This window comes from Curtobacterium sp. MCBD17_030 (assembly GCF_003224255.1).
GTDB lineage: Bacteria > Actinomycetota > Actinomycetes > Actinomycetales > Microbacteriaceae > Curtobacterium.
In genome coordinates this window covers 118,913-144,269 of sequence record NZ_QKLI01000005.1, presented here as the reverse complement: position 1 = coordinate 144,269, position 25,357 = coordinate 118,913, and the positions used below count along the sequence as shown (strand labels likewise).

The following is a 25,357-nucleotide window of genomic DNA, read 5'->3' as shown; positions in this document are numbered from 1 at the left end:
GATGACCGACAACTGGTTCAACCCGCGGGGCAGCCGGCCGGAAGACGGCTGGACCGACGTGGTCGACGGCCGGGTGCCGGGGTGGGCGCACACCGGCCTCCGGACCGGGACTCTGACGGACGGTGGCTCGCTGCGGCTGGACTCCGCCCCGGTCGAACGGATCGTCGTGCCGCTCGCCGGCAGCTTCACCGTGACCCATGGCGACGCCGTGCAGCAGCTCGAGGGTCGCACGAGCGTCTTCGAGGGCCCCACGGACGTCCTCTACCTCGGCTCGGGGACCGCCGCGGTGATCACCGGCACCGGCCGACTCGCGGTCGCCGAGGCCCCCACCGACGTGGTCGAGCCGACGGTGTACATCCCGCGGCAGGACGTGCCCGTCGAACTCCGTGGTGCCGGGCAGTCGAGCCGCCAGGTCCACAACTTCGGGACCCCGGCGGCGCTCGACGCCGCACGGCTGATCGTGTGCGAGGTGATCACGCCCGCGGGCAACTGGTCGTCGTGGCCGGCGCACAAGCACGACACCGAACGGCCCGGGCAGGAGTCCGAGCTCGAGGAGATCTACTACTACGAGTCCGCCGTCGCCCGTGGCTCCGAGCACGTCGCTCCCGACGCCGCCGACCCGTTCGCGCTGCACCGGACCTCGGCCTCGGACGACCGGCCGATCGACGAGTTCCGGCAGGTCCGCACGGGCGACATCGCACTCGTGCCGTACGGCTGGCACGGACCCGCCGTCGCCGCCCCGGGCTACGACATGTACTACCTCAACGTGATGGCCGGGCCCGGCCCGGAACGCGTCTGGAACATCACCGACGACCCCGCCCACGGGTGGGTCCGTCAGCTCTGGGAGTCCGAGTCGCTCGACCCCCGCCTGCCCTACCTGAAGGAGGACGTGTGACCACGACACAGCGCCAGCCCGGACCGACGCGCCGCATGACCGTCGGCCAGGCGCTCGTCGAGTTCCTGGCGAACCAGTGGACGGTGGACGGTGACGTCCGCGAGCGCACGATCCCGGGGGTCTTCGGGATCTTCGGTCACGGCAACGTCGCCGGCCTCGGCCAGGCGATCAAGCAGCTGCACGTCGAGCAGCCCGGACTGCTGCCGTACCACCAGGCCCGCAACGAGCAGGCGATGGTGCACGAGGCCGTCGGGTTCGCCCGGATGCACCGCCGTCGTGCGACCTTCGCGTCGACGGCGTCGGTCGGGCCGGGCGCTGCGAACATGCTCACCGCCGCCGCGCTCGCCACGACGAACCGGCTGCCGGCACTGCTGCTGCCCTCGGACACCTTCGCCACGCGGACGACCGACCCGGTGCTGCAGCAGATCGAGATGCCCCACGACACGTCGATCCAGGTGACCGACGCGTTCCGTCCGCTCTCGCGCTTCTTCGACCGGGTGGTCCGACCGGAGCAGCTCTTCTCGATCGCGCTCCAGGCCATGCGGGTCCTCACCGACCCGGCCGAGACCGGTGCGGTGACGATCGCCCTGCCGGAGGACGTCCAGGCCGAACAACTCGACGTCCCCGTCGCGTTCCTGCAGCCCCGCGAGTGGCACATCCGGCGTCCGATCCCGGAGACCGGTCCGTTGGCGCGTGCCGTCGCCGCGATCCGACAGGCGAAGCGTCCGGTCATCGTCGCCGGTGGTGGGGTCCTCTACTCCGGCGCCGAGGACGAGCTCCGTCGCTTCGTCGAGGCCACGGGCATCCCGGTGGGCACCTCGCAGGCCGGAGGTGGATCCCTGGTCTGGGACCACCCGCAGTACCTCGGCGGCATCGGGGCCACCGGCACGGCCGCCGCGAACGCCGTCGCCGCGCAGGCCGACGTGGTCATCGGGATCGGGACGCGGTACAGCGACTTCACCACGGCGTCCCGCACGGCCTTCCAGGACCCCGACGTCACCTTCGTCAACGTCAACGTGGCGTCCTTCGACGCCTACAAGCACGGCACGCAGCTGCCGGTGATCGCGGACGCCCGGGAGGCCCTGGTCGCGTTGACCGCGGCCCTCACCGCCGACTCGTCGTACGCGGTCGACGCCGGCTACGTCGCCGAGGTCCGGGACCGGAAGCGCGAGTGGGACGCCATCGTCGACGAGGCGTTCGCCCCGTCCGGCGCCGATCTGCCCGGGCAGGCCGAGATCATCGGCGCCGTCCAGGCTGCCAGCGATCCGCGTGACGTCGTCATCCAGGCCGCCGGGTCGCTGCCCGGCGACCTGCACAAGCTCTGGCGGGTCCGCGACGCCCTCGGCTACCACGTCGAGTACGCCTTCTCGTGCATGGGCTACGAGATCGCCGGCGGCATCGGTGTCCGCCGCGCAGCACCGGACCGCGATGCCATCGTGATGGTCGGTGACGGCTCGTACCTGATGCTGCACACGGAGCTCGTGACCGCCGTCGCCGAGGGCATCAAGATCATCGTGGTGCTCATCCAGAACCACGGGTACGCCTCGATCGGCCACCTGTCGGAGACCGTGGGGTCGGAGCGGTACGGCACGAAGTACCGCTACCTGGACGAGACGCAGTCGTTCGACAACGGCGAGCCGTTGCCCGTCGACCTCGCTGCGAACGCCCGGTCCTACGGCGTCGACGTGATCGAGGTGCAGCCCGGACCGGACAGCATCGCCGACCTCACCGCAGCGCTCCGCCAGGCGAAGGCGAACCAGCACACCACGCTCGTGCACATCAACTCCGACCCGCTCGTGTACGCGCCGGACGGCGACGGCTGGTGGGACGTGCCGGTCGCACAGACCTCCACGCTCCCCAGCACGCAGGCCGCCCGCGCCGAGTACGAGCAGCAGGTCGCCGCGCAGCGTCCGCTGCTCGGCTGAAACCGATCCGAGACAGAAAGCGACAGCGACGTCATGACCGACACCGCCACCCCCACCGGGGTCCCCGACGAGGACACCACCACCGCCGGCATCCGCATCGGCACCGCTCCCGACTCCTGGGGCGTCTGGTTCCCGGACGACCCGAACCAGGTGCCGTGGCAGCGCTTCCTCGACGAGGCCGCGGCCGCCGGGTACCGGTGGATCGAACTCGGCCCGTACGGCTACCTGCCGACCGACCCGGCGCAGCTGTCCGACGAGCTCGAGTCCCGAGGCCTGCAGCTGTCGGCCGGCACCGTCTTCACCGGGTTCCACAAGGGCGACGACCAGTTCCAGCGTGCCTGGGACCAGGCGGTCGCTGTCGCCGGACTCGCAGCGGCCCTCGGGGCGGAACACCTCGTGACGATCCCGGACCTGTGGCGCTCGGACGCCACCGAGGAGGTCCTCGAGCCCCGGACGCTCAGCGACGAGCAGTGGGAGCGCCTGGGCACGGGGCACGACCGACTCGGCAAGGCGCTGCTCGAGGAGTTCGGTGTCCACCAGCAGTTCCACACGCACGCGGACAGCCACGTCGGGACGTTCAAGGAGACCGTGCGCTTCCTGGAGGTCACCGACCAGCGGTACACGAACCTGTGCCTCGACACGGGCCACTTCGCCTACTACGGCGGCGACAACCTGAAGCTCATCGCCGAGCACCCGGACCGCATCGGGTACCTGCACCTCAAGCAGGTCGACACCGATCTGCTGTTCGACGTGCTGAAGAACGACGTGCCGTTCGCCACCGCGGTGTCGCAGGGCATCATGACCGAGCCGCCGCACGGTACCCCGGCGCTCGCGCCGATCATCGAGGCCGTCGCCCGCATCAACCCCGAGGTGTTCGGCATCGTCGAGCAGGACATGTACGGCTGCTCCGTCGACGCCCCGGGGCCGATCGCCGAGCGCACCTTCCAGCACATCTTCGGTTCGACCGCGGCCGCGCGGACCGACTGACGTCGCGAACGCCACCGTCACCACGACCACGTCCACCACACAGAGGAAGACAGCCATGAGCACCACGCAGAACCTCCGCGTCGCCGTCGTCGGCGCGGGCATGATGGGCGCGGACCACGTCCGACGCATCACCGCGAAGATCTCGAACGCCGACGTCGTCGCGGTCGTCGAGCCGGACGCGTCCCGGGCCGCCGCCGCTGCTGCGCTGGCCCCGGGTGCGATCACCGCGGCCTCGTTCGAGGAAGCCCTCGACTCCACCGACATCGACGGTGTCATCATCGCGACCCCCGGTTTCCTGCACGAGCCCATCCTCGTGACCGCTCTCGAGCGCGGTCTCGCCGTGCTCTGTGAGAAGCCGCTGACGACCAGCGCCGAGGACAGCCTGCGCATCGTGCAGCTCGAGCAGGAACACGCCAGCCGTCCGACGATCCAGGTCGGGTTCATGCGACGGTTCGACGCCGGGTACCAGGAGCTCAAGGCGCTGCGGGAGTCGGGCGCGAACGGGGCTCTGCTCGCGCTGCACCACGCCCACCGCAACCCGACCACGCCACCGAATTTCAGCGAGTCGATGCTCATCCACGACTCGGTGATCCACGAGATCGACATCATCCCGTTCCTCACGGGCGAAGCGATCACGAGCGTCGAGGTCAAGAAGCCGCGGAAGAACTCGCTGGCACCGGCCGACCTGCCCGAGCCGCAGTTCGTGCTGTTCACGACCGAGTCGGGGACGATGGCGATCGTCGAGATCAACGTCAACGCCCAGTTCGGGTACCAGGTCACCACCGACGCCGTGTTCGAGTCCGGTGTCGCCTACATCGGGCGCGACACCTCGCAGACGATCGTGTCCGCCGGGGTCTCTGGTCAGGGCGTCACGCCGTCGTTCAAGGAACGGTTCGCGGCGGCCTACGACGAAGAGGTGCAGCGCTGGGTCGATGCCGCTCGCGACGGCGGCATCGACGGGCCGAGCGCCTGGGACGGCTACACGGCATCCGTCGTCGCCGAGGTCGCCGTCCGCGCGCAGCAGTCCGGCGCAACCGAGCCCGTGGAGTACGCGGTGGTCAAGCCGGCGTTCTACGACGCGGCTGCCGCACCGGCCGACGTCCTCGCGGGAGCGTAGCCCGTGCCGAAGATCGCCCTCGATCCGACCCCGTTCCACCACGACCTCGACCTGCTCGAGTTCCCCCGGAAGGTCGCCGAGCTGGGCTACGAGTACCTGCAGCTGACCCCGCACCGCGACTTCATCCCGTTCCACCGGCACCCGAAGGCGGACGACGACCTCGTCGACGCGTTCGCGGCAGCCTGCGTCGACGCCGGCGTCCAGGTGGCGTCGGTGCTGCCGGTGCTCCGCTGGTCCGGGCCCGACCGGGAGACGCGGGAGACCGCCGTCAAGCAGTGGAAGCGCGTCATCGAGATCACCAAGCGGCTCGGCGTGGACACCATCAACACCGAGTTCTCCGGCCGACCCGAACGTGCCGAGGAGTCCGAGGCACAGTTCTACTGGGCGATGGAGGAGCTCCTGCCGATCATCGAGGACGCGGACCTCCGGGTGCTCATCGACCCGCACCCCGACGACTTCGTCGAGGACGGTCTCGAAGCACTCCGGGTGATCCGCGGGCTGAACTCGAAGAACGTCGGCTTCGTCTACGTCGCCTGCCACACCTTCCACTACGGCGGGGACATGGACGCGGTCATCGACGCCGCCGGTGACTCCCTCCAACTCATCCACGTGGCGGATGCGTACGACCACCGTCGCTCGCACGGCCTCCGCTACATCACGAACCCGCCCGGGAACCCGGTCCGGGTGCACCAGCACCTGCCGGTCGGGCAGGGCGACGTCGACTTCGACGCGTTCTGGCGCGCGCTCGACCGCGTGGGCTTCTCCGGCCGCGACGACACCGTCGCGGTGTCGAGCGTCTTCGCCGAGGACGAGAACGCCGACGCGGTGTCGCGGTTCCAGCTCGACCAGATCACGAAGGGACTCCACCGATGACGAGCACGCTCGAGGCCCAGGACGCGGCTGTGGTTGACGTCCGCCCGGTCACCCTGCAGGCGACGGAGCAAACGCCCACTGCGCTGTGGAACGACTCCGCCGACCCGCACGAGCTCGCGACCGCGATCTCCGAGTACGGAGCGGTCGGGGCGACCTGCAACCCGGTCATCGCCTACACGTGCATCAGGCAGGACCCGGAGGTCTGGGTCCCGCGCATCCGACAGCTCGCCGAGGAACACCCGACCGCGGGGGAGTCCGCACTCGGGTGGATGGCGGTCGAGGAGCTCTCGGTCAACGCTGCCGCGCAGCTGCTGCCGGCGTTCGAGGCATCGGGCGGTCGCAACGGCCGGCTCAGCATGCAGACCGACCCGCGCCTGCACCGAGACCGGGACGCCCTCGTCGAGCAGGCCGTGCGCTTCTCCGGCCTCGCGCCGAACATCATCGTGAAGATCCCGGCGACGAAGGTCGGCATCGCGGCCATCGAGGAAGCGGCGTACCGGGGCGTCTCGATCAACGCGACCGTGTCGTTCACGGTGGCGCAGGTCGTCGCGGTCGGCGAGGCGATCGAGCGAGCGTTGGACCGCCGGGCGGCCGACGGTCTACCCGAGCAGGAGTTCGGGCACGTCGTCACCCTGATGGCCGGTCGGTTCGACGACTGGCTGAAGACCGTCGTCAAGCGCGACCACGTGATGATCGACCCGGGGTACCTCGAGTGGGCCGGGGTCGCCGCGGTGAAGAACGCGTACCGGGTGTTCCAGGAGCGCGGCTTCCGATCCCGGGTCCTCGTGGCGGCCTTCCGGAACGCACTGCAGTGGTCCGAGTTCCAGGGCGGTGACCTCGTCGTGTCGCCGCCGTTCCAGTGGACGAAGGACATCAACGACAACGCGTTCCCGTTCCGTCCGGACGCGATCGACGACGAGGTACCGGCACACATCGTCGAGGCCCTCCGCCGTGCGACGCCGGAGTTCGCCCGTGGTCACGACGTCGACGGCATGACCATCGACGAGTTCGACCGGTTCGGCGCGACGGTCACGACGCTCCGCCAGTTCCTCGACGCCGATGCGCAGCTCGACGCCCTCGTGCGCGACATCATCGTCCCGGCCGCCTAGGTCGTCGACGATGTACGCGGTCGGGGTCGGGCTCATCTCGGTGGGGTGGATGGGACGCCTGCACTCCCGCGCCTACCGAGCGCTGCCGGACCACTTCCCGGAACTCGGAGTCCGTCCGCGCCTGGTGGTCGCGGCCGACCCGGTGCCTGCGGCGCGGGAGCAGGCCACGGAACGGCTCGGCTACGAGCGCGCTGTCGCCGACTGGCACGAGGTCCTCACGGACCCGGAGGTCGACGTCGTCTCGATCTGCTCCCCGAACTTCCTGCACCGCGAGATGGCGGTCGCGGCGGCTGCGGCGGGCAAGCCGTTCTGGATCGAGAAGCCGATGGGCCGGTACGCCAGCGACTCCCGCGACATCCACGACGCCGTGCAACGGGCGGGGGTGGTGACGAGCGTGGGGTTCAACTACCGGCACGCACCCGCGGTGGAGCGGGCGCGTGAGCTCGTCCGCAGCGGGAGGCTCGGCCGGATCACGAACGTCCGCGGCTCCCTGCTCGCCGACTACTCGTCGGACCCGGCGGCCCCGCTGACCTGGCGCTTCGAGCGCGACCGAGCGGGGTCCGGCGTGCTCGGTGACCTGCTGTCGCACGGCCTGGACCTGGCGCAGTACCTCGTCGGCCGGATCGCGAGCGTCACCGCACTCGCCGAGACGTTCATCACGGAGCGGCCGCTGCCCGGCGCCGGGATCGTCGACCGCAGCGCCGCCGCGACGGGTGACCGCAGGTCGGTCGAGAACGAGGACTACGCCGCCCTGCTCTTCCGCTTCGACGACGGTGCGGTCGGGACGATGGACTCCAGCCGGGTGATGCGCGGTCCGCACGCCGAGTACACGATCGAGGTCTACGGCACCGCCGGGTCGATCCGCTGGGACTTCCAGCGGATGAACGAACTGCAGGTCTGCCTCGACGGGCAGGAGACGCACGGCTACACGACCGTGTACGTCGCGCCCGGGGACGGCGAGTTCGCCCGCTTCCAACCGGGTGCCGGGACCGCGATGGGGTACGACGACCTCAAGACGATCGAGGCGGCGCAGTTCCTGGCGAGCGTCCGGAGCGGCCGCCAACTCGCGCCGTCGGTGGCGGACGGGCTGGCAGCAGCGTCGATCGTGGAAGCGGCGGAGGCCTCGCTCGTCGACGGGGCCTGGCACGAGGTGGCACGCATCGACGGACTGCTCACCGCGGACGCGCCGACACCGGTGTTCTGATCCCGGCGGGTCCACCGACCACGACCCGGACAGGAGGCGCGTCACCAGGTGGTGACGCGCCTCCCGTCCGTCATGGGGTGACGCACGACGCCCGCTGGTCGCCACCACAGCGGCTGGGCGATAGTATGTCCTGACAAAGTCATCACCAGCAGGAGGCATCATGCCGCTCGTCCGAATCGACCTCGCCACCGGTCGCACCCCGGAAGCCGTCCGCGCGATCGCCGACGCCACCCACCGCGCGATCGTCGACGCCTACGGGATCCCGGAGCGAGACCGCTTCCAGGTCATCACCGAACACCCGGCGACGCAGATCATCGCGCAGGACGCCGGCCTCGGTTTCGAACGCACCGAGGGCGTCGTCATGATCCAGGTCTTCACCCAGCGTGGGCGGTCCGACGACGCGAAGCAGGCGCTCTACGCCGCGATCCACGACGCGCTCGCCGGGGTGGGCGTCGCCTCCGAGGACGTCTTCATCGGCTACGTCGAGAACGGTCCCCAGGACTGGTCGTTCGGCTTCGGTCGCGCCCAGTACCTGACCGGAGAACTCGGGGTCCCCAGCGCGAGCTGACCTGCCTGCCAGGTCTTACTTGTCGACGAGCGTGACCTCGAACGAGTACCGGTCCGGCCGGTAGCAGTGCACGCCGTACTCGACCGCTCGACCCGAGGCGTCGTACGCCGTCCGGCTCATGGTCAGCACGGGGTCGCCGTCCTCGATCTCGAGCAGACCAGCCTCGTCGTCGGTCGCCGCACGGGCACCGATCCGCTGCTTCGCGACCCGCATCGTCACCCCGCGGGACCGCAGCAGCTGGTAGAGCCCGTGGGCGCGGAGGTCCTCATCGGTGATGTCCGCGAACTCGGGCGGCAGGTAGTTCTCGAGCACCGCCATCGGCACGTCCTCGGCGAACCGGACGCGGAGGACGTGCACGACGCTCGCCCCGACCTCGACGCCGAGGGCCTCGGCCACGGCCTGGGTCGCCGGGACGTCGCTGCGGTCGAGGAGCTGCGTCGTCGGTTGCTGCGACCCCTGCGTCAGGTCGTCGTACAGGCTGGTCAGCTCGACCTTGCGGGTGACCGGTCCGTGCACGACCTGCGTGCCGATGCCACGTCGGCGGACGAGCAGCCCCTTGTCGACGAGGTCCTGGATGGCACGTCGGATGGTCGGGCGGGACAGGCCGAGGCGCTCGCCGAGGGCGATCTCGTTCTCGAGACGAGCGCCGGGCGGCATCGCGCCGGAGCGGATCGACTCCTCGATCCGTGAGGCGACCTGGTGGTACAGGGGCATCGGACCCGACCGGTCCAGGTCCATGAACAGGTCGGACGGCAGCTGGCCATCGTTGGTCATCGCGGTCCTTCGCAAGGGAGAACGGGCCCGAGCACCAGCGCCGGGCAGATTGTCGTGACAATACCACCGGGCGTGGCGCGGCCAGGACCGGCCGGCGCGGCCAGGACCGGCCGGCTGGGCCGCGTCAGTCGGAGAAGACCATCGGACGGCGGGACAGCCGGGGCTGCACTGCGGACTTCGGCTTCTCGACTCGGGCGCGCACCGGGTTGATCGTCACCCGGGTGACGGCACCGAGGGCCTCGACCGTCGGCACCCCGTGGTGACCGGCAGCGTGCACGACGATCGCGGCGCAGGCTTCGGCGTCGGCGGCGGCGTCGTGGTGCTGGAAGCCCGAGAACCCGGCGGCCATCGCCGCCATCGGCAGACGGTACGAGTCGAGGGTGTAGGTCTTGCGGGCGACCTGCAGCGAGCACATCGAGTGGTGCTCGGCCAGTTCGATCCCCGTCGCCGCACAACCGCCGGCGATGACGCCCATGTCGAAACGGGCGTTGTGCGCGACCAGCACGTCCCCCTCGGCGAACGCGACCAGGTCCGGGTACTGCTGCTCCCACGACTTCGCGTGCACGACGTCCGACGCGACGATCCCGTGGATGCGCGTGTTCCACTCGAGGAAGTCGTCGTGCCCGGCCGGCGGACGGATGAACCACGAGGCCCGATCGACGACCCGACCGCCGCGCACCTTCACGAGTCCGACCGAACACGCGCTGGCGGGCGAGTTGTTCGCGGTCTCGAAGTCGATGGCGGTGAAGTTCAGCACGCCTTCGATCGTTGCACGGAGAACCGACATCACCGGAACCGGACGCGGCGTGGTGCGTCGAGGGGGCATGTCCGCTCCTACCCTGAAGACATGGAGAACCCGCCGCAGCGCACCCCGCTCGTCCTGGTCCTCGCGGGCGCCGGGTACGGCCAGCAGGCGCCGCTGCTCTGGTGGACGGACGCCATCGCCCGGCAAGCCGGCTGCGAGGTCGTCGCGCCCCGATGAGTCGTCGACGACGTCGCCGAGGCCGACCCGGTCCGTTTCGTGCAGCAGGCGCTGACGACCGCGCTCGCCGGACGACGGCCGGACCTCGTCGTCGCCAAGTCGTTCGGCTGCGCCGCCCTGCCCTGGGCGATCGATGCGAGCGTCCCCGGCGTCTGGCTGACGCCGGTCCTCACCCACGAAGCGGTGCGGGCCGCGCTCGCCGCAGCCGACGACGCGCACACCGCACTCGGCGGTTCGGCTGATCCCGTCTGGCGGCCGGAACTGGTGCGCGGGACGCGGGCGCGACTCCAGACCGTCGACCGAGCCGACCACCGACTCGAGGTGCCCGGCGACTGGAAGGCGTCGCAGCGCCTCCAGGCCGAGGCCCTGGCCGTGGTCGAGCACGCCGTGCGTGCGGTGACGAGGGAGACGGACGGGAGGCTCGGGTCGGCCCCGACAGGCTGCCGCCGGTAGGCTGTGCTCCCGTGGCTCTCACCATCGGAATCGTCGGTCTCCCGAACGTCGGCAAGTCGACCCTGTTCAACGCCCTGACCAAGAACCAGGTGCTCGCGGCCAACTACCCGTTCGCCACCATCGAGCCCAACGTCGGTGTGGTGAACCTGCCCGACCCGCGTCTCGACCAGCTCGCCGAGCTGTTCCACTCCGAGAAGACCGTGCCCGCGCCGGTGTCCTTCGTCGACATCGCCGGCATCGTCAAGGGTGCGAGCGAGGGGGAGGGGCTCGGCAACAAGTTCCTCGCCAACATCCGCGAAGCCGACGCCATCGCGCAGGTCGTCCGCGGCTTCACCGACGACGACGTCGTGCACGTGGCGAACAAGGTCTCGCCGGCGGACGACCTCGAGGTCATCAACACCGAGCTGATCCTCGCCGACATGGAGACCATCGACAAGGCCCTCCCGCGCTACGAGAAGATGCTCAAGCTCAAGCAGGCCGAGCCCGCCGTCCTCGAGGCGGCGAACGCCGCGAAGGCCGAGCTCGAGAAGGGCGTGCTCCTCTCCGCGACCTCGATCGACCTCGAGCCGATCAAGGAGCTCGGGCTCCTCAGCGCCAAGCCGTTCATCTTCGTCTTCAACGTTGACGAGGCGATCCTGACGGACGAGTCGCGGAAGGCCGAGTTGTCCGCGCTCGTCGCCCCCGCGCACGCCGTGTTCCTCGACGCCCAGGTCGAGTCCGAACTCATCGACCTCGACCCCGAGGACGCCAAGGAGCTCCTGGAATCGACCGGTCAGACCGAGTCCGGCCTCGACCAGCTCGCCCGCATCGGGTTCGAGACCCTCGGACTGCAGACCTACCTGACGGCGGGGCCGAAGGAAGCCCGTGCATGGACGATCGGCAAGGGGTGGAAGGCTCCCCAGGCTGCCGGCGTCATCCACACGGACTTCGAGAAGGGCTTCATCAAGGCCGAGGTCATCTCGTTCGACGACCTCATCGCCACCGGCTCCATCGCCGAGGCTCGTGCGCAGGGCAAGGCCCGCATCGAGGGCAAGGAGTACGTCATGCAGGACGGCGACGTGGTGGAGTTCCGCTTCAACAACTGACCGCCACGGCTGTCGCGACCGCCGCCACGCGAGGAAGTTGATCGCGAAGCTCACGTGTGCTCCTCGTCACGGTCACCCCGACAGCACGACGGACCGATACGGTGACGCCATGACCTACGCGGGTGCCGGCCGGTCGGGTGACGAGCATCCAGGACACGGTGCCCGGACGCCGTCGCCGGCTGGCCGGCATCGCGGTGACGGTGGCTCCCAGTAGCCTCCTCCCCGTGGACGTGGAGTGGGCGCTCGAACAGCTGGAGAACTACCTGAGCCTGACCGAGCGGGTTCCCTGCCGGTCGAGGAGCAGCGGCCCAACAAGAAGTCGCGGTTTCGTGGCAGCGAGCGCCAGATCAAAGAGGCCGGGCACGTCGTCTCCCTGATCGCGCAAGCGGTCTACGAGAAGGCGCCGCACTGGTTGAACCGCGACCTCGCGACGAAACTCCGATGGGAGCTGATCGAGGGCGATGAAGTGCGCCGCCGGCTGGGGCTGGACGAACCACCGCCGGCGTATTCAGGCGAGAGCATGCACCCGTGGGTGTGGGACGCCGCGAAGTCGCACTGGTCGAGTGGCAACTTCGACGCCGCGGTATGGGCCGCGGGCGTCAACGTGAACAGCCGGCTTCAGAAGAAGATGGGGCGGAAGGACATCGGGGAAGCGAAGCTTCTGCAGGAGGCGTTCAGCACCGAGGAGCCCGCGGAGGGTCGACCCCGTCTTCGGCTCGTGGACCGGTCGAACCCTGACCTGTTCAAGGATGTGCACGTCGGTGCGTCACTGCTTGGCCGTGGGCTCTACTCTGCGGTTCGGAACACGATCAATCACGTCGGAGCAGAAGTGCACCAGTTCGGAGAGACAGAATCGATGGAGGCGTTGGCAGGTTTCAGCCTGCTGTCGCGCTGGATCGAGCGCGCGGAGGTCGCGGTGGAGTTCCGCTTCGACAACTGAGTCGGCTGGTCCGCATCTCCGTCCTAAGATCGCGGGCATGGGGGACGATGGAGCAGCAGGCGGACCGGTTCCGCTGTCGGAGGAGCTCCCGACGGTCTTCCGCGCCGTCGCGGAGATCCGGACATCACGGTGGCTCCGTCGGCCGAGGCGTGCGATCCACTACGACGCGCGCTGGCCGGACGGTCGCGTGGGGACCGAAGTGGACCTCGTCGCGCTGATGTACCGGCGTGCTCCCGCGGACTACGACGTGGTGAAGCGGGTGATGGACGAGCACTGCCCCGAGACCGGTCCCGGCCCGTGGGTGCTCTACCCCACCGGTGAGGTGCTCTGAGGTCGGTCGACGCGCGTCATTCCACCAGTGCCGCGATCACCGCTGGGATTCGTTGTTCGACGACGTCCCAGATGATCGACTTCTGCGCCGCCCGGTAGTCGTGCGACAGGATGTTCCGCGTCCGACGCACGGCAGCGAGAGACAGTCCGCCGGGAAGGCGGCCGAGGCGGTCTTCCGGAAGTCGTCCGAGCAGATCGTCGAAGTGGATGACGACGGCTTCGGCAGCGCGGTAGGTCAGGCTCCTGGGCGCTTCGAACACGGCTCGCCCATGTTCGACGATCGATGAACACTCGGCCAAGAGATCGAGGAGTGCGGCTTCGAGCCCGGGCCAGCGGTCGACTCCGCCGCCAGGGACAATTCGTGGGCGCGGGCTGAAGCGCTCCGCTTCGTCGCTCACAGAGGCACCGCGTCGTCGCGGACGTGCGCGAAGTGCTCGTCGTCGAGCTGCTCCTCGGTGAGTACGTCGACGGGGAAACCGGTGATGTCTTCGACCACCGAGACGAAGCCGCCGAGATCGAAAAGGTCGGCTCCTTCTTCCGTGGTGACGAGGAGGTCGATGTCACTGCTCGCAGTGTCCGTTCCCCGAACCGCCGACCCGAAGACCCGGACATCGCGCAGCCGGTGCTGACTTGCAGCGGATCTGATCTCGTCCGCGTAAACAGTGAGCGGGATGCTCGGCCTGGTCTGCGCCGCTGCCATGATGCGCTCGAACGACTCAGCGCGCGGCTGCTTCCGGCCGGCCTCGTAGGCGGAGATGGTCGGCTGCTGCATGCCCGCGGCGCGCGCAAGCGCGGTCTGCGTCATGCCGATGTCCTCACGTGCGAGGCGGATCAGGTCTGCGGCGTGGTCCAGGCGCATGGCTCCTCCTATAGCCACCGACTATAGACGTCGGGCTCTGGCCGTTCAACGGCTGCGCAGGTCACGAGTTGTCCATCGCCCGCGCCTCCCGCCCGATCCTGTGCTGTCTGCTGCACCCCGGTGCCTACCGTCAGGACGAGGGAGGTCACATCGTGAAGTACATCCACTACGACGGCACGGACATCCTGACGGGGGACCTGATCGCGGACGCGGTCGCGGACTACGCGGCGGTGCTCGGGGCGAACACCCGCACGGACACGATCGCGGTGCCGACGGTCGGCGAGGACGGGGCGGTCGAGCGGACGACGATGCTCGTCGGACCGTCGAGCGAGATCGTGGTGCGTCAGGCACCGGACGACGAACTCGAACCGGAGGACCCGACGTTCATCCGTCGGCTGCGGGACGCGGCGGACCAGTGCGGCGGGCAGCAGCCGGTGAACGCTGATGGTGGCCGACGGTTCGTCGGCGCGGCCGAGGGCGACCAGGCGAGGTAGGGCGCAACCGGGGTCCCGGCCAGGGCCAGGGCCAGGGCCGGTGCCAGGGCCAGAGCCGGGGCCTTCGCCCGGAACGACGGAACGCCGCCCCCGAAGGGACGGCGTTCCGGTGTGCGCGGGTGTCAGGCGGCCAGGGCCAGTTCCGGCGCCTGCACGGCGCGCGCCTGCAGGATGGTCCGGCTGGCCTCGCCGCGCCAGGAGCGGCCCGGGACGACCCAGCCCGCTTCGCCGTCGACGGCGACGCGGACGCCGGGCGTGAGGAACAGCCCGAGGTCGTCGGCCGGCATGCGCACGAGGAACTCGCGCTGCGAGCGGTCCTCGCGGACGGGGAACTCGGCGATGCGGTCGGGGGAGACGGTGGGAGCCGCGATGGCGGTCCCGGTGATGATGGTGCGTTCGTTCGTGGTCATGGTGCTGTCTTTCTTCAGTCGTTCGGCGTCGCGCGGGGCCGGACGGACTCGATGGTCTCGTCGGCCGCAGGAGCGCGGACGCGCACGTCGGCATTCGACGTGCAAGTGCTCGCCAGTCGGGGAGCGGTGGTCTCGCTGGAATGCGACCCAGGGGGATCGGTTCGAGACGGTCGGTGTGCGCGAGTCAGATGGGTTCGCTGCAATGCACCAGGAAGACACTCTACGCACGAGAGCAGGGCTTGTCCAGTCCGCCCACCCGTCACCGGACCGCCCGGCACACCGTTGCGCCTCAACCGGCCAGGAGGCTCGCCCACCGCTGGCCACCGGCTAGCACGTTCCCGGAGTGGTCCAGCCGGGCAGCTGCCGACTCGGGCTTCCGACCCGCTTGGTCGTGCACGAGCCCGTGGAAGTCGTCGGAGAAGCCGAGGCGGGGGAGGGCGGCGGTCACGATCCGGAGGTCGTCATGGTCCCAGCGCTCCATGCCGACGCCGGAGACGTCGAGCGAGGTCGCGACCTCGAGCAGGTGCCCCTCGGCGTCGAGGTCCGGGTCGACCGAGGGCCACATGTGCCGCTCGACGATCTCCCCGACGCGCCGCGCGCGTGCTGCGGGCCAGCCGGCGCCGATCGCGAAGACAGTGCCCGCGGCGCCGCCAGCCACCTCGAAGGGGACCTGCACGGCGTCGAAGTGCGGGGTGACACCGAGGTCGTGGAGCATCGTCGCGACGAAGAGCAGCTCGGGGTCCGGGGCGAGCTCGATCGTGGGCGCCAGGAGCGTCGCCCACGCCCAGGACCGCAGGCAGTGGTGCACGAGAGCCGGCGACGACCAGGCACGGACGACGTCCAGCGCCCGGGCCGCGGTCGGCGTCGGCGGAGCGAGCAGTGCGTCGAGGTCGAGGGCCATGACCGCACGCTAGTGGCCCCGGCGGCCCGGACGGAAGGCGTAACACGCGGGAAACCGGTCGGGCCTGAGCGCGAAACACCCCGTCGTTACGGTTCGAGCACTGAGCAAGCGTTCAGCCCGAACCCTGACGAAGGACCCGCACGGATGCAGCACCGCACTCGGCTCCGCTCCCGAACGACGACGCCCCGAACGACGACGCCCCGAACCACGACGCCCCGAACCACGACGCCCCGAACCGCCGCGTTCCGGACGGCCGTCATCGCCGTCGGCGGCCTCGGCCTCGCCGTCCTCGCCGCTTCCCCGGCGTCGGCCGCCCCGGTCGCCACGACGGCCACGATCACCGCGCCGGCAGCGGTGACGGTCGGCGACACCCTCGAGGTCGACCTCACCCTGCCCGCGACGACCGACGTCTTCGCGTACCAGATCGACCTCGCCGCCGACGCGGACTCGCTCGAGGTCGTCGACGGCAGCGTGACCGGCCCGGACGGCGGCTTCGACTCCGTCGAGCAGGACGGCGACACGATCTCGCTGCTGCACACCCGGCTCGGGACCTCACCGGCGATCTCCGGCGACCTCGCAGCCTCGGTCGAGCTGACCGCGACGAGCCCCGCCACCGTCGACCTCGCCGTGACGCGCGTCACCGTGGTCGCGTCCGACGGCAGCACCACCACGCTGACCGACCCGGCATCGACGACCGTCACGATCGCCGCAGCTCCGACGCCGGCGCCGACACCGACGCCGACGCCGACCGCCACCCCCACCGGCGTTCCCACGGCGACGCCGAGCGCGACCCCGATCGCGGGCGGGACCGACGGCACCGGCACCGGCACCGACGCCGGGACGGGCACGGACCCGGTGGGCAGCACCTCCGGCAGGCCCGCCGGCGGCGCGCTCGCGTTCACCGGCTCCGACCTCGCACCCTGGATCGCCGCGAGCGCAGCCCTGCTGCTCGCGGGCGCCGGCCTCGTCCTCGCCCGCCGTCGCGCGCGTCGCCCCGCCTCGACGGAGGACGCTCGATGACCGCCACGCCCCGTCGCCGTGACCTGGCAGACGACACCACGACATCCCGAACCCCCGGAGGAACCCCCGTGACGACCCGCCGTCGCCGCACCACCGTCGCCGGAGCCGCGCTCCTGGCCCTCGTCGGCACCGCCGTCGTCGCGACCCCGTCCCTCGTCGCGAACGCGGCACCGGCCGCGGTCGACGCGAGCCCCGCCGCCATGCTCGCGCCGTACTACACGGCGCTCGACCTCACCGGCGACGACCAGGTCACGCAGGCCGACCTCACCGTCCTGTCCGACCACCTCGGCACGACCAGCACCGATCCGGACTGGTCGACGGTCTCGGCCGCCGACGCGGACGGCAACGGCACCATCACGCTGGCGGACGTCGCCGGCCTGTCCCAGCGGATGATCTACGACGACGGGCCCTTCCAGCTCGTCGAGGCCTCGACGCTCGACATGCAGGCCGCGATGAACGCCGGGGTCACGACCTCGGCCGAGATCACCCAGGACTACCTGGACCGCATCGCCGCCTACGACCGGACCACCACGGACACGGGGGCGGGCGGGCGACCGCTCAACTCCATCGTCACGACCAACGCCGGAGCAGTCGCCGCCGCGAAGGCCGCCGACGCCGAACGAGCGGCACACGGCATGACGAGCATGCTGCTCGGCGTGCCGATCGCACTGAAGGACAACTACGACACGAAGGACATGCCGACCACGGGCGGCTGCGGCTGCTGGGACGACAACCAGACCGCCACCGACGCGGCGATGGTCACAGGCCTCCGGAACGCCGGAGCGGTCGTCCTCGCCAAGGCCAGCCTCGACGAGTTCGCGTACGGCTTCGTGTCGGAGTTCTCCTCGAACCAGCCGGCCGGTTCCTCGCTCCTCGTCGCCAGCCCCTACGTGACGAGCCAGACCGCGGGCGGCTCGAGCGGTGGCACCGGTGCGGCCGTCTCCGCCAACCTGGCGGGCATCGGGTTCGGCACCGACACCGGCGGCTCGATCCGCATCCCCTCGTCGTACAACCAGCTCGTCGGCATCCGGCCGACCGTCGGCCTGACGAGTCGCGACGGCATCATCCCGCTCGCGCTGTCGCAGGACACCGGCGGGCCCCTCGCCCGCTCGGTGACCGACGCGGCCGTCGCGCTCGACGCTGTCACCGGGGTCGACGCCGCCGACCCGGTCACCGAAGGCCAGACCGGCAAGGTCCCCACCTCGTACACGCAGTTCCTCGACCCGACCGCGCTGAAGGGCAAGCGCATCGGGTACGTGACCTCGATGGTCGGCACGAACCGCACCACCGCGCGGCTCTTCGCCCAGGCGCAGGCGACCCTCGAGGCCCAGGGCGCCACCGTCGTCCCGATCACCGCGACGACGGAGTTCAACCGGGTCCTCAGCGAGGGCAGCGGCAGCACGAACGAGTTCAAGCACGACCTGGACCAGTACGTCGCGAAGCACCTGGACCCGGACGTCACCGCACGGTCGCTGCAGGGCATCCTCGCTTCGGGCGAGTACGTGCCGAGCCGCAAGAGCACCTACCAGCAGCGTGACGCGATCACCGACGCGCAGTACCAGGCGTGGGCGGGACCGAACGGTTCGCACACCACGCAGATCGCCACCGGCAAGCAGGTGGTCACCGGGATGATGGACGCGCAGGACCTCGACGCGCTCGTCTACCCGTCCGGCACGCCGTACGGCACGCAGGGCACCAACATGCGCCTCAGCCCGAACACCGGCATGCCGGCCGTCACGGTCCCGATGGGGCAGGCGACCGCAGCGGACGCCACGATCACCGGCGCCGGCGTCAACCTGGAGTTCCTCGGCCGCTCGTACGACGAGGGGACCGTCATCGGGCTCGGCTACGGCTTCGAGCAGGCGACGCACGCCCGCACCTCGCCGACGCTGTACCCGGCGCTCGGGTAGGCCGCGACCTGCGGTCGCGATGGTGATCGCCTGACGGACGGGAGGCCCGTGGCGACACCGCCACGGGCCTCCCGTCCGTCGACGGCTCAGTTGAGCGTCGGGGTGTCCTCGGGGATCACGCCGCCCGCGTACAGGTCGGCCGTGAGGTCGCGGAGCGCCCGCAGGGCGACGCGCTGCGTCAGCGGACCGTAGGAGATGCGGGCGACGCCCAGCGCCTGGTACTCGGCGGCGGGCAGGGCGCCCGGCAGCCCGATGACGCTGAGCTTGCCGCGGCCCAGGCCCTCGACCAGCTGCTCGACGACCTCACGCTGGACGGCACCGGGGACGAACACGAGCGGGGCTCCGGCGTCGAGGAAGGCCTTTCCACGGGCGATGGCGTCCGCGATGCTCTCCTGGATCGGACGGTCGCCGCCACGGGCGATCGCGTCGGTCCGGGCGTTCAGCTGGAAGTCGATGCCCTCCTGCTCGGCTGCGCGCATGATCGTGGCCACCCTGGCGACGGACTCGTCGAACGGGCGCAGGCGGTCCTCGACGTTGGCACCGACGACGCCGATGCCGATCGCACGACGGATGGTCTCGGCCGGGTCCTCGTAGCCGTCGTCGAGGTCCGCGCTGACCGGCAGGTCCACCGCGTCGACGACGGTCTTCGCGCCAGCGAGGGCGAGGTCGAGCGACATGCCGCCGTCCTCGTAGCCGTACATCGCGGCGATCGAGTGCCCGGCGGTCGCGATCGCGCGGGTCTCCGGGAACGCGGCGACGGTCTTCGCGCTGATCGCGTCCCAGACGTTCACGACGCGGAGGATCTCGGGGGCGGTGTGCAGGGACTGGAGGGTCGTCGCCTTCTCGGCGGTGCTCGTGGTCATGCCGCCGACACTAGGCGGGCGCGGATCCGGGCGTGCCCGATCGGCGGAAGTGGGCGGCAGACGACGTCCGATGACGTCCGGACTCGCACCGGGCCTCCCGTCAGGAGCATGCTGGGACGCATGACCAGCGACGAACAGGACCCGGTCGGCACGCTCCGCGGGGTCCGCACGAGCATCAAGTGGACGCGGTACGCGCCAGACGTGCTGCCCCTGTTCGTGGCCGAGATGGACCACGAGGTCGCGCCGGAGATCCGGCAGGCCCTCGTCGAACGGGTGCAGCAGTCGGACCTCGGCTACCTCGACGGTCCCGGGCCGCTCGCGCCCGCGTTCGCCGGCTTCGCCCGCGACCGATGGGGGTGGGACGTCGACCCCGGGCGCGTGTACCTGGCGACGGACGTCAGCGTGGGGATCGTCGAGACGCTCCGGCTCGCGCTGCCTGACGGCGGACGGGTCGCGATCACGCCGCCGGTGTACCCGCCGTTCTTCGAGCTCGTGGAAGAGGCCCGATGTCAGGTGGAAGAGGTCCCGCTCCGTGAGCAGTGGGGCGTCTACCGGCTGGACCTCGACGGCCTGGAACGGGCGTTCGCGGGCGGCGTCCGCGTGTTCCTGCTCTGCAACCCGCACAACCCGATCGGTCTCGTCCACGACCGGGCAGACCTCGAGGCGCTGGCTCGTCTGGCGGCCGAGTACGACGTCCTCGTGATCAGTGACGAGATCCACGCTCCGCTGACGCACCCCGGTGTGCAGTTCACCCCGTTCGCGATGATCGCCGAACCACTCGGTGCGCGGAGCGTGTGCGTGACGAGCGCGAGCAAGGGCTGGAACCTCGCCGGCGTGAAGTGCTCGGTCATCGTCGCCGGGGACTCGCGGACGGCGGCGCTCCTCGACACCCTGTGGGAGGAGGTCGCCTGCCGCACGAGCATCCTCGGGCTGCACGCGAACCTGGCCGCGTTCACCCTGGCCGTCGGATGGCTCGACGACGTCGTCGACCGCATCGTCGCGAACGACCGTCTGCTGGCGAAGCTCCTGGCCGAGCACCTGCCCGGCGTGGTCTACGCCCGGCCTCGGGCGGGGTACCTGGCGTGGCTGGACTTCCGCGGGCTCGGCCTCGGCGACGACCCGGCTGTGCAGCTGCGCGAGCACGCGTTCGTCGCGCTGAACTCGGGGCTGCCGTTCGGGACCGAGGGCAAGGGCTTCGCCCGCATCAACCTCGCATGCTCGCCGGAGACCCTCCGCGAGGCGGTGTTCCGCATCGCTGCCGCGTACCCGTCGAGTGCGCAGGAGGCTGTCGTCTGGCACGTCGCCTGACGAGCTGCGGGAGCCACTGCCAGCTGTCCTCCTCAGGCGGGGCGTCGCGGTGGTCCGTCCACAGGGACTGCGGATCACTCCTGCCGCCTCACGGCGGCGAGCGATCGTGGCTGCGTGCAGACCAGACAACAGGGCAACGGGGCGTCCAACGCTGCTAGACATTCTTGTCCAATCGGTGTTGGACAGGTACCGTGAAGCGCGCGGACCTCGTTCGCCTGCTCCGTCAACGAGCGGCACGGCGTGGCGTTCCCTTCGTGCTCCTCCGGCACGGCGGGAGGCACGACGTCTTCCTCTTCGGCAGTGAGCGCATCGAGATCCCCCGGCACCGGGAGATCCGGGAGATGCTCGCACGATCGATCATCCGCAACTGCGATGACGGAAAGGACGGATCATGACGACGACGCACAACGTGCGCGCACAGCGGGACGGGCGCTACTGGCTCGTCTGGATCGACGGCGAGCTCCGGACGCAAGCTCGACGGCAGCGCGAGGTCGAACCGATGGCCCGCGACTGGTTGGCGAACATGCACGACCGCCCGGCCGAGGCCTTCTTGGTCCAGGTCGAGTTCGTCCTGCCGGACTCGGTGCGCGCGCACCTGGACCGTGCTGTCGAACTCCGGGACGAGGCCGACCGCGCACGCCGAGCGGCCGCTGACGAGACCGCTGCGGCGGCGAAGGAGCTCCACGATGCCGGATTGACCGTTCGGGAGATCGGTCCGCTGCTCGACGTGTCGTACCAGCGGGCCCAGCAGCTCGTGGCGGCTGCGGACTGACCGCTCCGGTCCGACCTGCTCCGGTCAGACTCGCTCCCGTCAGGCGACGGGCGCGAAGTGGTTGCGACCGATGACGGTCACGTGCAGGTCGACCTCACGCGACGGGATCTGGTCGGTGAGCGAGATCCACTCCCGGGCCACGAAGGCGACCGACGGCCACCGGCGGACCTCGGTCACGGGGAACCCGTCGATGAACACCTGCCACATGCCCTGCTCACGGACGGCCTGGACCTCGTGCGTCGCCATGCCGTGAGCGTAGCAACGAGAGCGCCTCAGGACACGGCGGCGAGCGGTCGGGGTGTGACCATGCCGCCGTTAACGTTGAGGGTCTCGCCGGCGACGAAGCTCGACTCATGCGACGCCAGGAACACGTACGCCGGTGCCAGCTCGGCGGGCTGCCCCGGCCGACCCATCGGCGACTCGCTCGACCCGAAGTCTGGCAGGGTCTCCGGGTCGACCCCGGCGGAGACCTGCAGCACCGACCAGGTGGGTCCGGGAGCGACGACGTTGACGCGGATGCCCCGGGGGATGAGCTGCTGCGCGAGACCCTTCGAGAAGTTGTTGACCGCGGCCTTCGACGCGGCGTAGTCGAGCCGGTCGGGAGCCGGCTGGTACGCCTCCATCGAGGCGGTGGTGATGATCGTCGACCCGGGCTCCAGGTGCGGCAGCGCTGCCTGGACGAGCCGGAAGAGCGACAGGACGTTGACGGTGAAGGTGTCGACGAGCTGGTCGTCGGGGATGTCGGTGACCTCGGCTCGCCAGTGCTGCTTGCCGGCACAGGTGACGATCGCGTCGAGTCCGCCGAGTTCGGCGACAGCCCGTTCGACGAGGGCGGCAGGGTAGTTCTTCGCGGTCAGGTCGCCCGGGATGGTGACGGCCTTCCGTCCGGCCGCCTCGATCAGGGCGACGATCCGCTGCGCGTCCTCTTCCTCGTCCGGCAGGTACGCCAGGGCGATGTCGGCACCTTCTCGCGCGTACGCGATCGCGACCGCTGCGCCGATGCCGGAGTCCGCGCCGGTGATCAGCGCACGACGCCCGGCGAGTCGTCCGGTCCCGCGGTACGAGTCCTCGCCGTGGTCCGGCTTCGGGTCCATCCGCGACTCCAGGCCCGGTTCGGGCTGCTGCCGCGGCTCGGGGCTGGTGCTCGGGTACCGGGTGGTCGGGTCGCTGTACTCGTACTGGTCGCGGGGCATGCGGCCGGACGGTACGCGGACCGGCCGGGAGGCCCGTCAACCGCTGCGTGGTCCGGCTCGCGCCGACGGGCGGTCCGGTCCCGGGCCTCCCGGCCTGCCCCGTGTCAGAGGTCGAGTGCCATCGCCACGTCGGCGCGGACGTACGGGCTCGGCGGGTGCTCGTCGGCTCCGAGGTGCCGGAACCCGGTCGTCTCGTAGAGGTGGATCGCGCTCGTGAGAGCGCTGTTCGTCTCGAGCAGCACCCGGCGTGCGCCGAGGTCCCGCGCCCGGTCGATCGCGGCGCGGATGAGCCGGCGGCCGGTGCCGTGTCCCTGGTGGTCAGGGTCGACGGCCATCTTGACGAGCTCGAACTCGTCGGTGTCGTGCGGGGCGGGTCCGGTGCCGTGCGGGGCGAGTCCGACGCAGCCGACGACCTCACTCCCGAGGCGGGCGACGAGGACCACGCCACCGGGGTCGACGATGTGCTGCACGGGGTCGCCGAGGAGCCGGCGGTCCTCGTCCTCGAGCGTGAAGAACGCCGTGATCCACCGCTCGTTCAGCGACTGGAACGCGGCGGCGTCGGCAGCGGAGGACATGTCGTCGATGACGATCTCGGTGGTGGTGTCGGGCATGTGTCCATCCTCCGGAACCGACGGAGTCAAGTCCAATACTCGTTCAGTCTGATCGATAGGCTCGGCGCATGGATCGTGCTCCCGAGGTCGACCTCCGCCAGCTGCGGGCGTTCCTGGCGCTCGCCGACGAGCTGCACTTCGGACGGGCGGCGGCGGGGCTCGGCATCGCCCAACCCGCCCTGTCGCAGCTGATCCGGCGCATCGAGGTCGCTCTCGGTGTCGCTCTCGGTGTCGACCTGTTCACCCGGACCTCCCGGAGTGTGGCGCTGACCCCGGCCGGTCGGGTGCTGCAGGGACGAGCCCGGTCGCTGCTCGCCCAGACCCGGCGGGACCTCGACGAGACCATCCGGACCGGGCGCGGTGAGGCCGGGCGGCTCGACGTCGGGTTCGTCGTCTCGGCGCTGCCGCTCGGCCCGATCGAGTTGGTGCAGCGGTTCCGGCTGCGCTACCCGTTGGTCCGCGTGGAACTGACGGAGGGGTTCTCCTCCCGGCTCGTCGCGGCCGTGCAGCGTGGGGAGCTCGACCTGGCAGTGGTCCGCGACCCGGATCCGGCCGAGGGGGTGCGGTTCGTCCGGTTCCGCAGCGAGCCCTTCGTCGCCGCCGTGCCGCGAGACCACCGCTTCGCCGGCCGCGCATCGTTGCGCGGCCCGGAGCTGCTCGATGACCCGTTCGTGTTCTTCCCCGCGGAAGCCGGCGCGCTCGCCACCGAACGGAACACCGCACCCGTGGCCTCCGGCGGTCGACGGCCGGTGATCGTGCAGGAGGCGACGACGTGGGCGACCGTGCTGCACCTGGTCGGCGTCGGACTCGGGGTGACGGTGCTGCCGGAGAGTGCGGCGCTCGCGGCCCCGGACACCGTGGTGCTCCTGCCGCTCGAGGGCAGCGCACACCGGAGCGAGCTGGTCTGGGCGTCACGGTCGGACGACGACCGCGAGGTCCTCCGGAACTTCGCCGCGGCGGACTGACGAGCGGGCACGGCCCATCAGCGCGGTCGTCAGCGCGACCGTCAGCGGACGAGTGCCAGCGGCAACACCGGTGCCCGCTGGTCGCCGAGCTCGTCCGCACGCCATGGCCGGGCTCCGGTGAGCGCGAGCCCGATCTGCGTGAGCACGAAGCCCACGTGCGGCTCGACGTCCGGATCCCACGGCCCCTCGACCCCCAGACCGAACGCGCCGAGCTCGTCGTCGGCCTCGTCCCGGACGGTGAGACGCCAGCGGCCGTCCCCGAGTTCCTCGACGACGGCCCACCGCGCGGTGCGGAAGCGGTCCGGGTTCACTCCGTCGTCCGCAGGTCGGCCGTGAAGTTGTGCAACCGCTGCAGCAACGACTCGGAGCGCATCGCGATCGTCGCCGGTGGGTTCAGGTGCGGCGGCGCCGTGCGGATCAGCATCGGGCAGCCCAGGTCCTCGCAGATGTAGGTGCCGATGGTGTTGCCGTTCCGCCCGGACTCACCGGCGCGGGCGGCGGAGAAGAGCCGCACCTGCGTCGCCGGCTGGGGGGAGTGGCAGAACGAGCACATCGCGGCGATGCCCGCGCGCAGTGAACCCCCGGCTGCCCGGACGACGATCCCGACCGGCTTGCCGTCCATCCAGGACACCATGTAGCCGCGACGGGCGGCCTGCGGGTCACGCCAGCCGAGGAACTCGCGTTCGTTCCACAGCGTCTCGTGCAGCCCCGGGATCGGGAGCTGGGCGAGTTCGTCGGGCGTGGCGTTGACGAAGGACGATCGGATGTCGGATTCGGTGAGCGGCTGCACGGTTCCCCTCGCGGTGGCG

General features: G+C 70.7%; 31 protein-coding genes. 19 read left to right on the top strand and 12 right to left on the bottom strand.

Going from position 1 to position 25,357, the window contains the following annotated elements; genetic code table 11:
• Position 1: 1 nt before the first annotated feature.
• The 8 genes from iolB to DEI89_RS06995 all read left to right on the top strand — a co-directional run bounded on the left by iolB (position 2) and on the right by DEI89_RS06995 (position 8,678).
• The gene (gene iolB, locus DEI89_RS07030; protein WP_110903327.1) at positions 2-895 is read left to right on the top strand and encodes a 5-deoxy-glucuronate isomerase; all 894 of its coding nucleotides are present in this window, start codon (positions 2-4) and stop codon (positions 893-895) included.
• A 35-nt stretch (positions 896-930) separates the two neighbouring features.
• The gene (iolD, locus tag DEI89_RS07025; protein ID WP_110903393.1) at positions 931-2,820 is read left to right on the top strand and encodes a 3D-(3,5/4)-trihydroxycyclohexane-1,2-dione acylhydrolase (decyclizing); all 1,890 of its coding nucleotides are present in this window, start codon (positions 931-933) and stop codon (positions 2,818-2,820) included.
• 33 nt (positions 2,821-2,853) lie between these two features.
• Entirely contained in the window at positions 2,854-3,807 is a 954-nt protein-coding gene (locus DEI89_RS07020) for a sugar phosphate isomerase/epimerase (protein ID WP_110903326.1), read from the top strand.
• A 55-nt stretch (positions 3,808-3,862) separates the two neighbouring features.
• On the top strand, positions 3,863-4,924 hold the full coding sequence (locus DEI89_RS07015; protein ID WP_110903325.1) for a Gfo/Idh/MocA family protein: 1,062 nt from the start codon (positions 3,863-3,865) through the stop codon (positions 4,922-4,924).
• A gap of 3 nt (positions 4,925-4,927) precedes the next feature.
• Positions 4,928-5,797, top strand: a complete 870-nt coding sequence (locus DEI89_RS07010; protein ID WP_110903324.1) for a sugar phosphate isomerase/epimerase family protein — start codon at positions 4,928-4,930, stop codon at positions 5,795-5,797.
• Positions 5,794-6,906, top strand: coding sequence for a transaldolase family protein (locus DEI89_RS07005; RefSeq protein WP_110903323.1), 1,113 nt, complete (start codon positions 5,794-5,796; stop codon positions 6,904-6,906). The genes DEI89_RS07010 and DEI89_RS07005 overlap by 4 nt, the downstream gene beginning before the upstream one ends.
• Positions 6,907-6,916: 10 nt before the next feature.
• Positions 6,917-8,110 (top strand): Gfo/Idh/MocA family protein, encoded by a 1,194-nt coding sequence (locus DEI89_RS07000; RefSeq protein WP_110903322.1) that lies wholly within the window; start codon positions 6,917-6,919, stop codon positions 8,108-8,110.
• 160 nt (positions 8,111-8,270) lie between these two features.
• Entirely contained in the window at positions 8,271-8,678 is a 408-nt protein-coding gene (locus tag DEI89_RS06995) for a tautomerase family protein (RefSeq protein WP_110903321.1), read from the top strand.
• A gap of 15 nt (positions 8,679-8,693) precedes the next feature.
• Here DEI89_RS06995 and DEI89_RS06990 read toward each other — a convergent pair whose 3' ends face one another.
• Positions 8,694-9,452 (bottom strand): GntR family transcriptional regulator, encoded by a 759-nt coding sequence (locus DEI89_RS06990; RefSeq protein WP_110903320.1) that lies wholly within the window; start codon positions 9,450-9,452, stop codon positions 8,694-8,696.
• A gap of 124 nt (positions 9,453-9,576) precedes the next feature.
• Positions 9,577-10,239, bottom strand: a complete 663-nt coding sequence (locus DEI89_RS06985) for an exonuclease domain-containing protein (RefSeq protein ID WP_110903319.1) — start codon at positions 10,237-10,239, stop codon at positions 9,577-9,579.
• Between the two features lie 60 nt (positions 10,240-10,299).
• On the opposite strand from DEI89_RS06985, the gene DEI89_RS18045 reads away from it, so the two are divergent.
• From DEI89_RS18045 to DEI89_RS06965, 5 genes are all read left to right on the top strand, one after another.
• Positions 10,300-10,434 carry a hypothetical protein gene (locus DEI89_RS18045; protein WP_258368811.1) on the top strand — a complete coding sequence of 45 codons (135 nt, stop codon included), beginning with the start codon at positions 10,300-10,302 and terminating at the stop codon, positions 10,432-10,434.
• 39 nt (positions 10,435-10,473) lie between these two features.
• Positions 10,474-10,887, top strand: coding sequence for a hypothetical protein (locus DEI89_RS06980; RefSeq protein WP_110903318.1), 414 nt, complete (start codon positions 10,474-10,476; stop codon positions 10,885-10,887).
• An 11-nt stretch (positions 10,888-10,898) separates the two neighbouring features.
• A complete protein-coding gene (gene ychF / locus DEI89_RS06975) occupies positions 10,899-11,972 on the top strand; it encodes a redox-regulated ATPase YchF (protein WP_110903317.1) in 1,074 nt (357 codons plus the stop codon).
• Positions 11,973-12,207: 235 nt separating this feature from the next.
• Positions 12,208-12,912, top strand: a complete 705-nt coding sequence (locus tag DEI89_RS06970; protein ID WP_110903316.1) for a TIGR02391 family protein — start codon at positions 12,208-12,210, stop codon at positions 12,910-12,912.
• Between the two features lie 37 nt (positions 12,913-12,949).
• Complete coding sequence (locus tag DEI89_RS06965) at positions 12,950-13,243, top strand: hypothetical protein (RefSeq protein ID WP_110903315.1); 294 nt, start codon at positions 12,950-12,952, stop codon at positions 13,241-13,243.
• 16 nt (positions 13,244-13,259) lie between these two features.
• Here DEI89_RS06965 and DEI89_RS06960 read toward each other — a convergent pair whose 3' ends face one another.
• Both DEI89_RS06960 and DEI89_RS06955 read right to left on the bottom strand, forming a co-directional pair.
• Positions 13,260-13,502: a HepT-like ribonuclease domain-containing protein gene (locus DEI89_RS06960; protein ID WP_110903314.1), complete on the bottom strand. Its 243-nt coding sequence runs from the start codon at positions 13,500-13,502 to the stop codon at positions 13,260-13,262.
• A 134-nt stretch (positions 13,503-13,636) separates the two neighbouring features.
• Entirely contained in the window at positions 13,637-14,101 is a 465-nt protein-coding gene (locus DEI89_RS06955; protein ID WP_110903313.1) for a nucleotidyltransferase domain-containing protein, read from the bottom strand.
• 152 nt (positions 14,102-14,253) lie between these two features.
• Between DEI89_RS06955 and DEI89_RS06950 the strand changes: the two genes are divergently transcribed.
• On the top strand, positions 14,254-14,595 hold the full coding sequence (locus tag DEI89_RS06950; RefSeq protein WP_110903392.1) for a hypothetical protein: 342 nt from the start codon (positions 14,254-14,256) through the stop codon (positions 14,593-14,595).
• Between the two features lie 122 nt (positions 14,596-14,717).
• Here the strand turns inward: DEI89_RS06950 and DEI89_RS06945 are convergent, their stop codons facing one another.
• Positions 14,718-15,005, bottom strand: coding sequence for a hypothetical protein (locus tag DEI89_RS06945; RefSeq protein WP_110903312.1), 288 nt, complete (start codon positions 15,003-15,005; stop codon positions 14,718-14,720).
• 289 nt (positions 15,006-15,294) lie between these two features.
• On the bottom strand, positions 15,295-15,906 hold the full coding sequence (locus DEI89_RS06940) for an HD domain-containing protein (RefSeq protein ID WP_110903311.1): 612 nt from the start codon (positions 15,904-15,906) through the stop codon (positions 15,295-15,297).
• Between the two features lie 144 nt (positions 15,907-16,050).
• Between DEI89_RS06940 and DEI89_RS17615 the strand changes: the two genes are divergently transcribed.
• Positions 16,051-16,926, top strand: a complete 876-nt coding sequence (locus tag DEI89_RS17615; protein WP_110903310.1) for a cohesin domain-containing protein — start codon at positions 16,051-16,053, stop codon at positions 16,924-16,926.
• A gap of 68 nt (positions 16,927-16,994) precedes the next feature.
• Positions 16,995-18,836: an amidase family protein gene (locus DEI89_RS06930; protein ID WP_258368810.1), complete on the top strand. Its 1,842-nt coding sequence runs from the start codon at positions 16,995-16,997 to the stop codon at positions 18,834-18,836.
• Between the two features lie 86 nt (positions 18,837-18,922).
• On the opposite strand, the gene DEI89_RS06925 is transcribed toward DEI89_RS06930, so the two are convergent.
• Positions 18,923-19,699 (bottom strand): isocitrate lyase/phosphoenolpyruvate mutase family protein, encoded by a 777-nt coding sequence (locus tag DEI89_RS06925; protein ID WP_110903308.1) that lies wholly within the window; start codon positions 19,697-19,699, stop codon positions 18,923-18,925.
• A gap of 120 nt (positions 19,700-19,819) precedes the next feature.
• Here DEI89_RS06925 and DEI89_RS06920 point away from each other — a divergent pair, with 120 nt between their 5' ends.
• On the top strand, positions 19,820-21,007 hold the full coding sequence (locus DEI89_RS06920) for a MalY/PatB family protein (RefSeq protein ID WP_258366472.1): 1,188 nt from the start codon (positions 19,820-19,822) through the stop codon (positions 21,005-21,007).
• A gap of 391 nt (positions 21,008-21,398) precedes the next feature.
• The gene (locus DEI89_RS06910) at positions 21,399-21,779 is read left to right on the top strand and encodes a hypothetical protein (RefSeq protein ID WP_110903306.1); all 381 of its coding nucleotides are present in this window, start codon (positions 21,399-21,401) and stop codon (positions 21,777-21,779) included.
• A 39-nt stretch (positions 21,780-21,818) separates the two neighbouring features.
• Here the strand turns inward: DEI89_RS06910 and DEI89_RS06905 are convergent, their stop codons facing one another.
• The 3 genes from DEI89_RS06905 to DEI89_RS06895 form a co-directional block, all read right to left on the bottom strand.
• Complete coding sequence (locus DEI89_RS06905) at positions 21,819-22,025, bottom strand: hypothetical protein (RefSeq protein WP_110903305.1); 207 nt, start codon at positions 22,023-22,025, stop codon at positions 21,819-21,821.
• A 26-nt stretch (positions 22,026-22,051) separates the two neighbouring features.
• Entirely contained in the window at positions 22,052-22,972 is a 921-nt protein-coding gene (locus DEI89_RS06900; RefSeq protein ID WP_110903304.1) for an SDR family oxidoreductase, read from the bottom strand.
• A gap of 104 nt (positions 22,973-23,076) precedes the next feature.
• Positions 23,077-23,583 carry a GNAT family N-acetyltransferase gene (locus DEI89_RS06895; RefSeq protein ID WP_110903303.1) on the bottom strand — a complete coding sequence of 169 codons (507 nt, stop codon included), beginning with the start codon at positions 23,581-23,583 and terminating at the stop codon, positions 23,077-23,079.
• Positions 23,584-23,651: 68 nt separating this feature from the next.
• Between DEI89_RS06895 and DEI89_RS06890 the strand changes: the two genes are divergently transcribed.
• A complete protein-coding gene (locus tag DEI89_RS06890) occupies positions 23,652-24,548 on the top strand; it encodes a LysR substrate-binding domain-containing protein (protein WP_110903302.1) in 897 nt (298 codons plus the stop codon).
• Positions 24,549-24,589: 41 nt separating this feature from the next.
• Here the strand turns inward: DEI89_RS06890 and DEI89_RS06885 are convergent, their stop codons facing one another.
• Both DEI89_RS06885 and DEI89_RS06880 read right to left on the bottom strand, forming a co-directional pair.
• A complete protein-coding gene (locus DEI89_RS06885; protein WP_110903301.1) occupies positions 24,590-24,859 on the bottom strand; it encodes a hypothetical protein in 270 nt (89 codons plus the stop codon).
• On the bottom strand, positions 24,856-25,338 hold the full coding sequence (locus tag DEI89_RS06880) for an FBP domain-containing protein (RefSeq protein WP_181421535.1): 483 nt from the start codon (positions 25,336-25,338) through the stop codon (positions 24,856-24,858). Before DEI89_RS06880 ends, DEI89_RS06885 begins: the two co-directional genes overlap by 4 nt.
• Positions 25,339-25,357 lie beyond the last annotated feature (19 nt).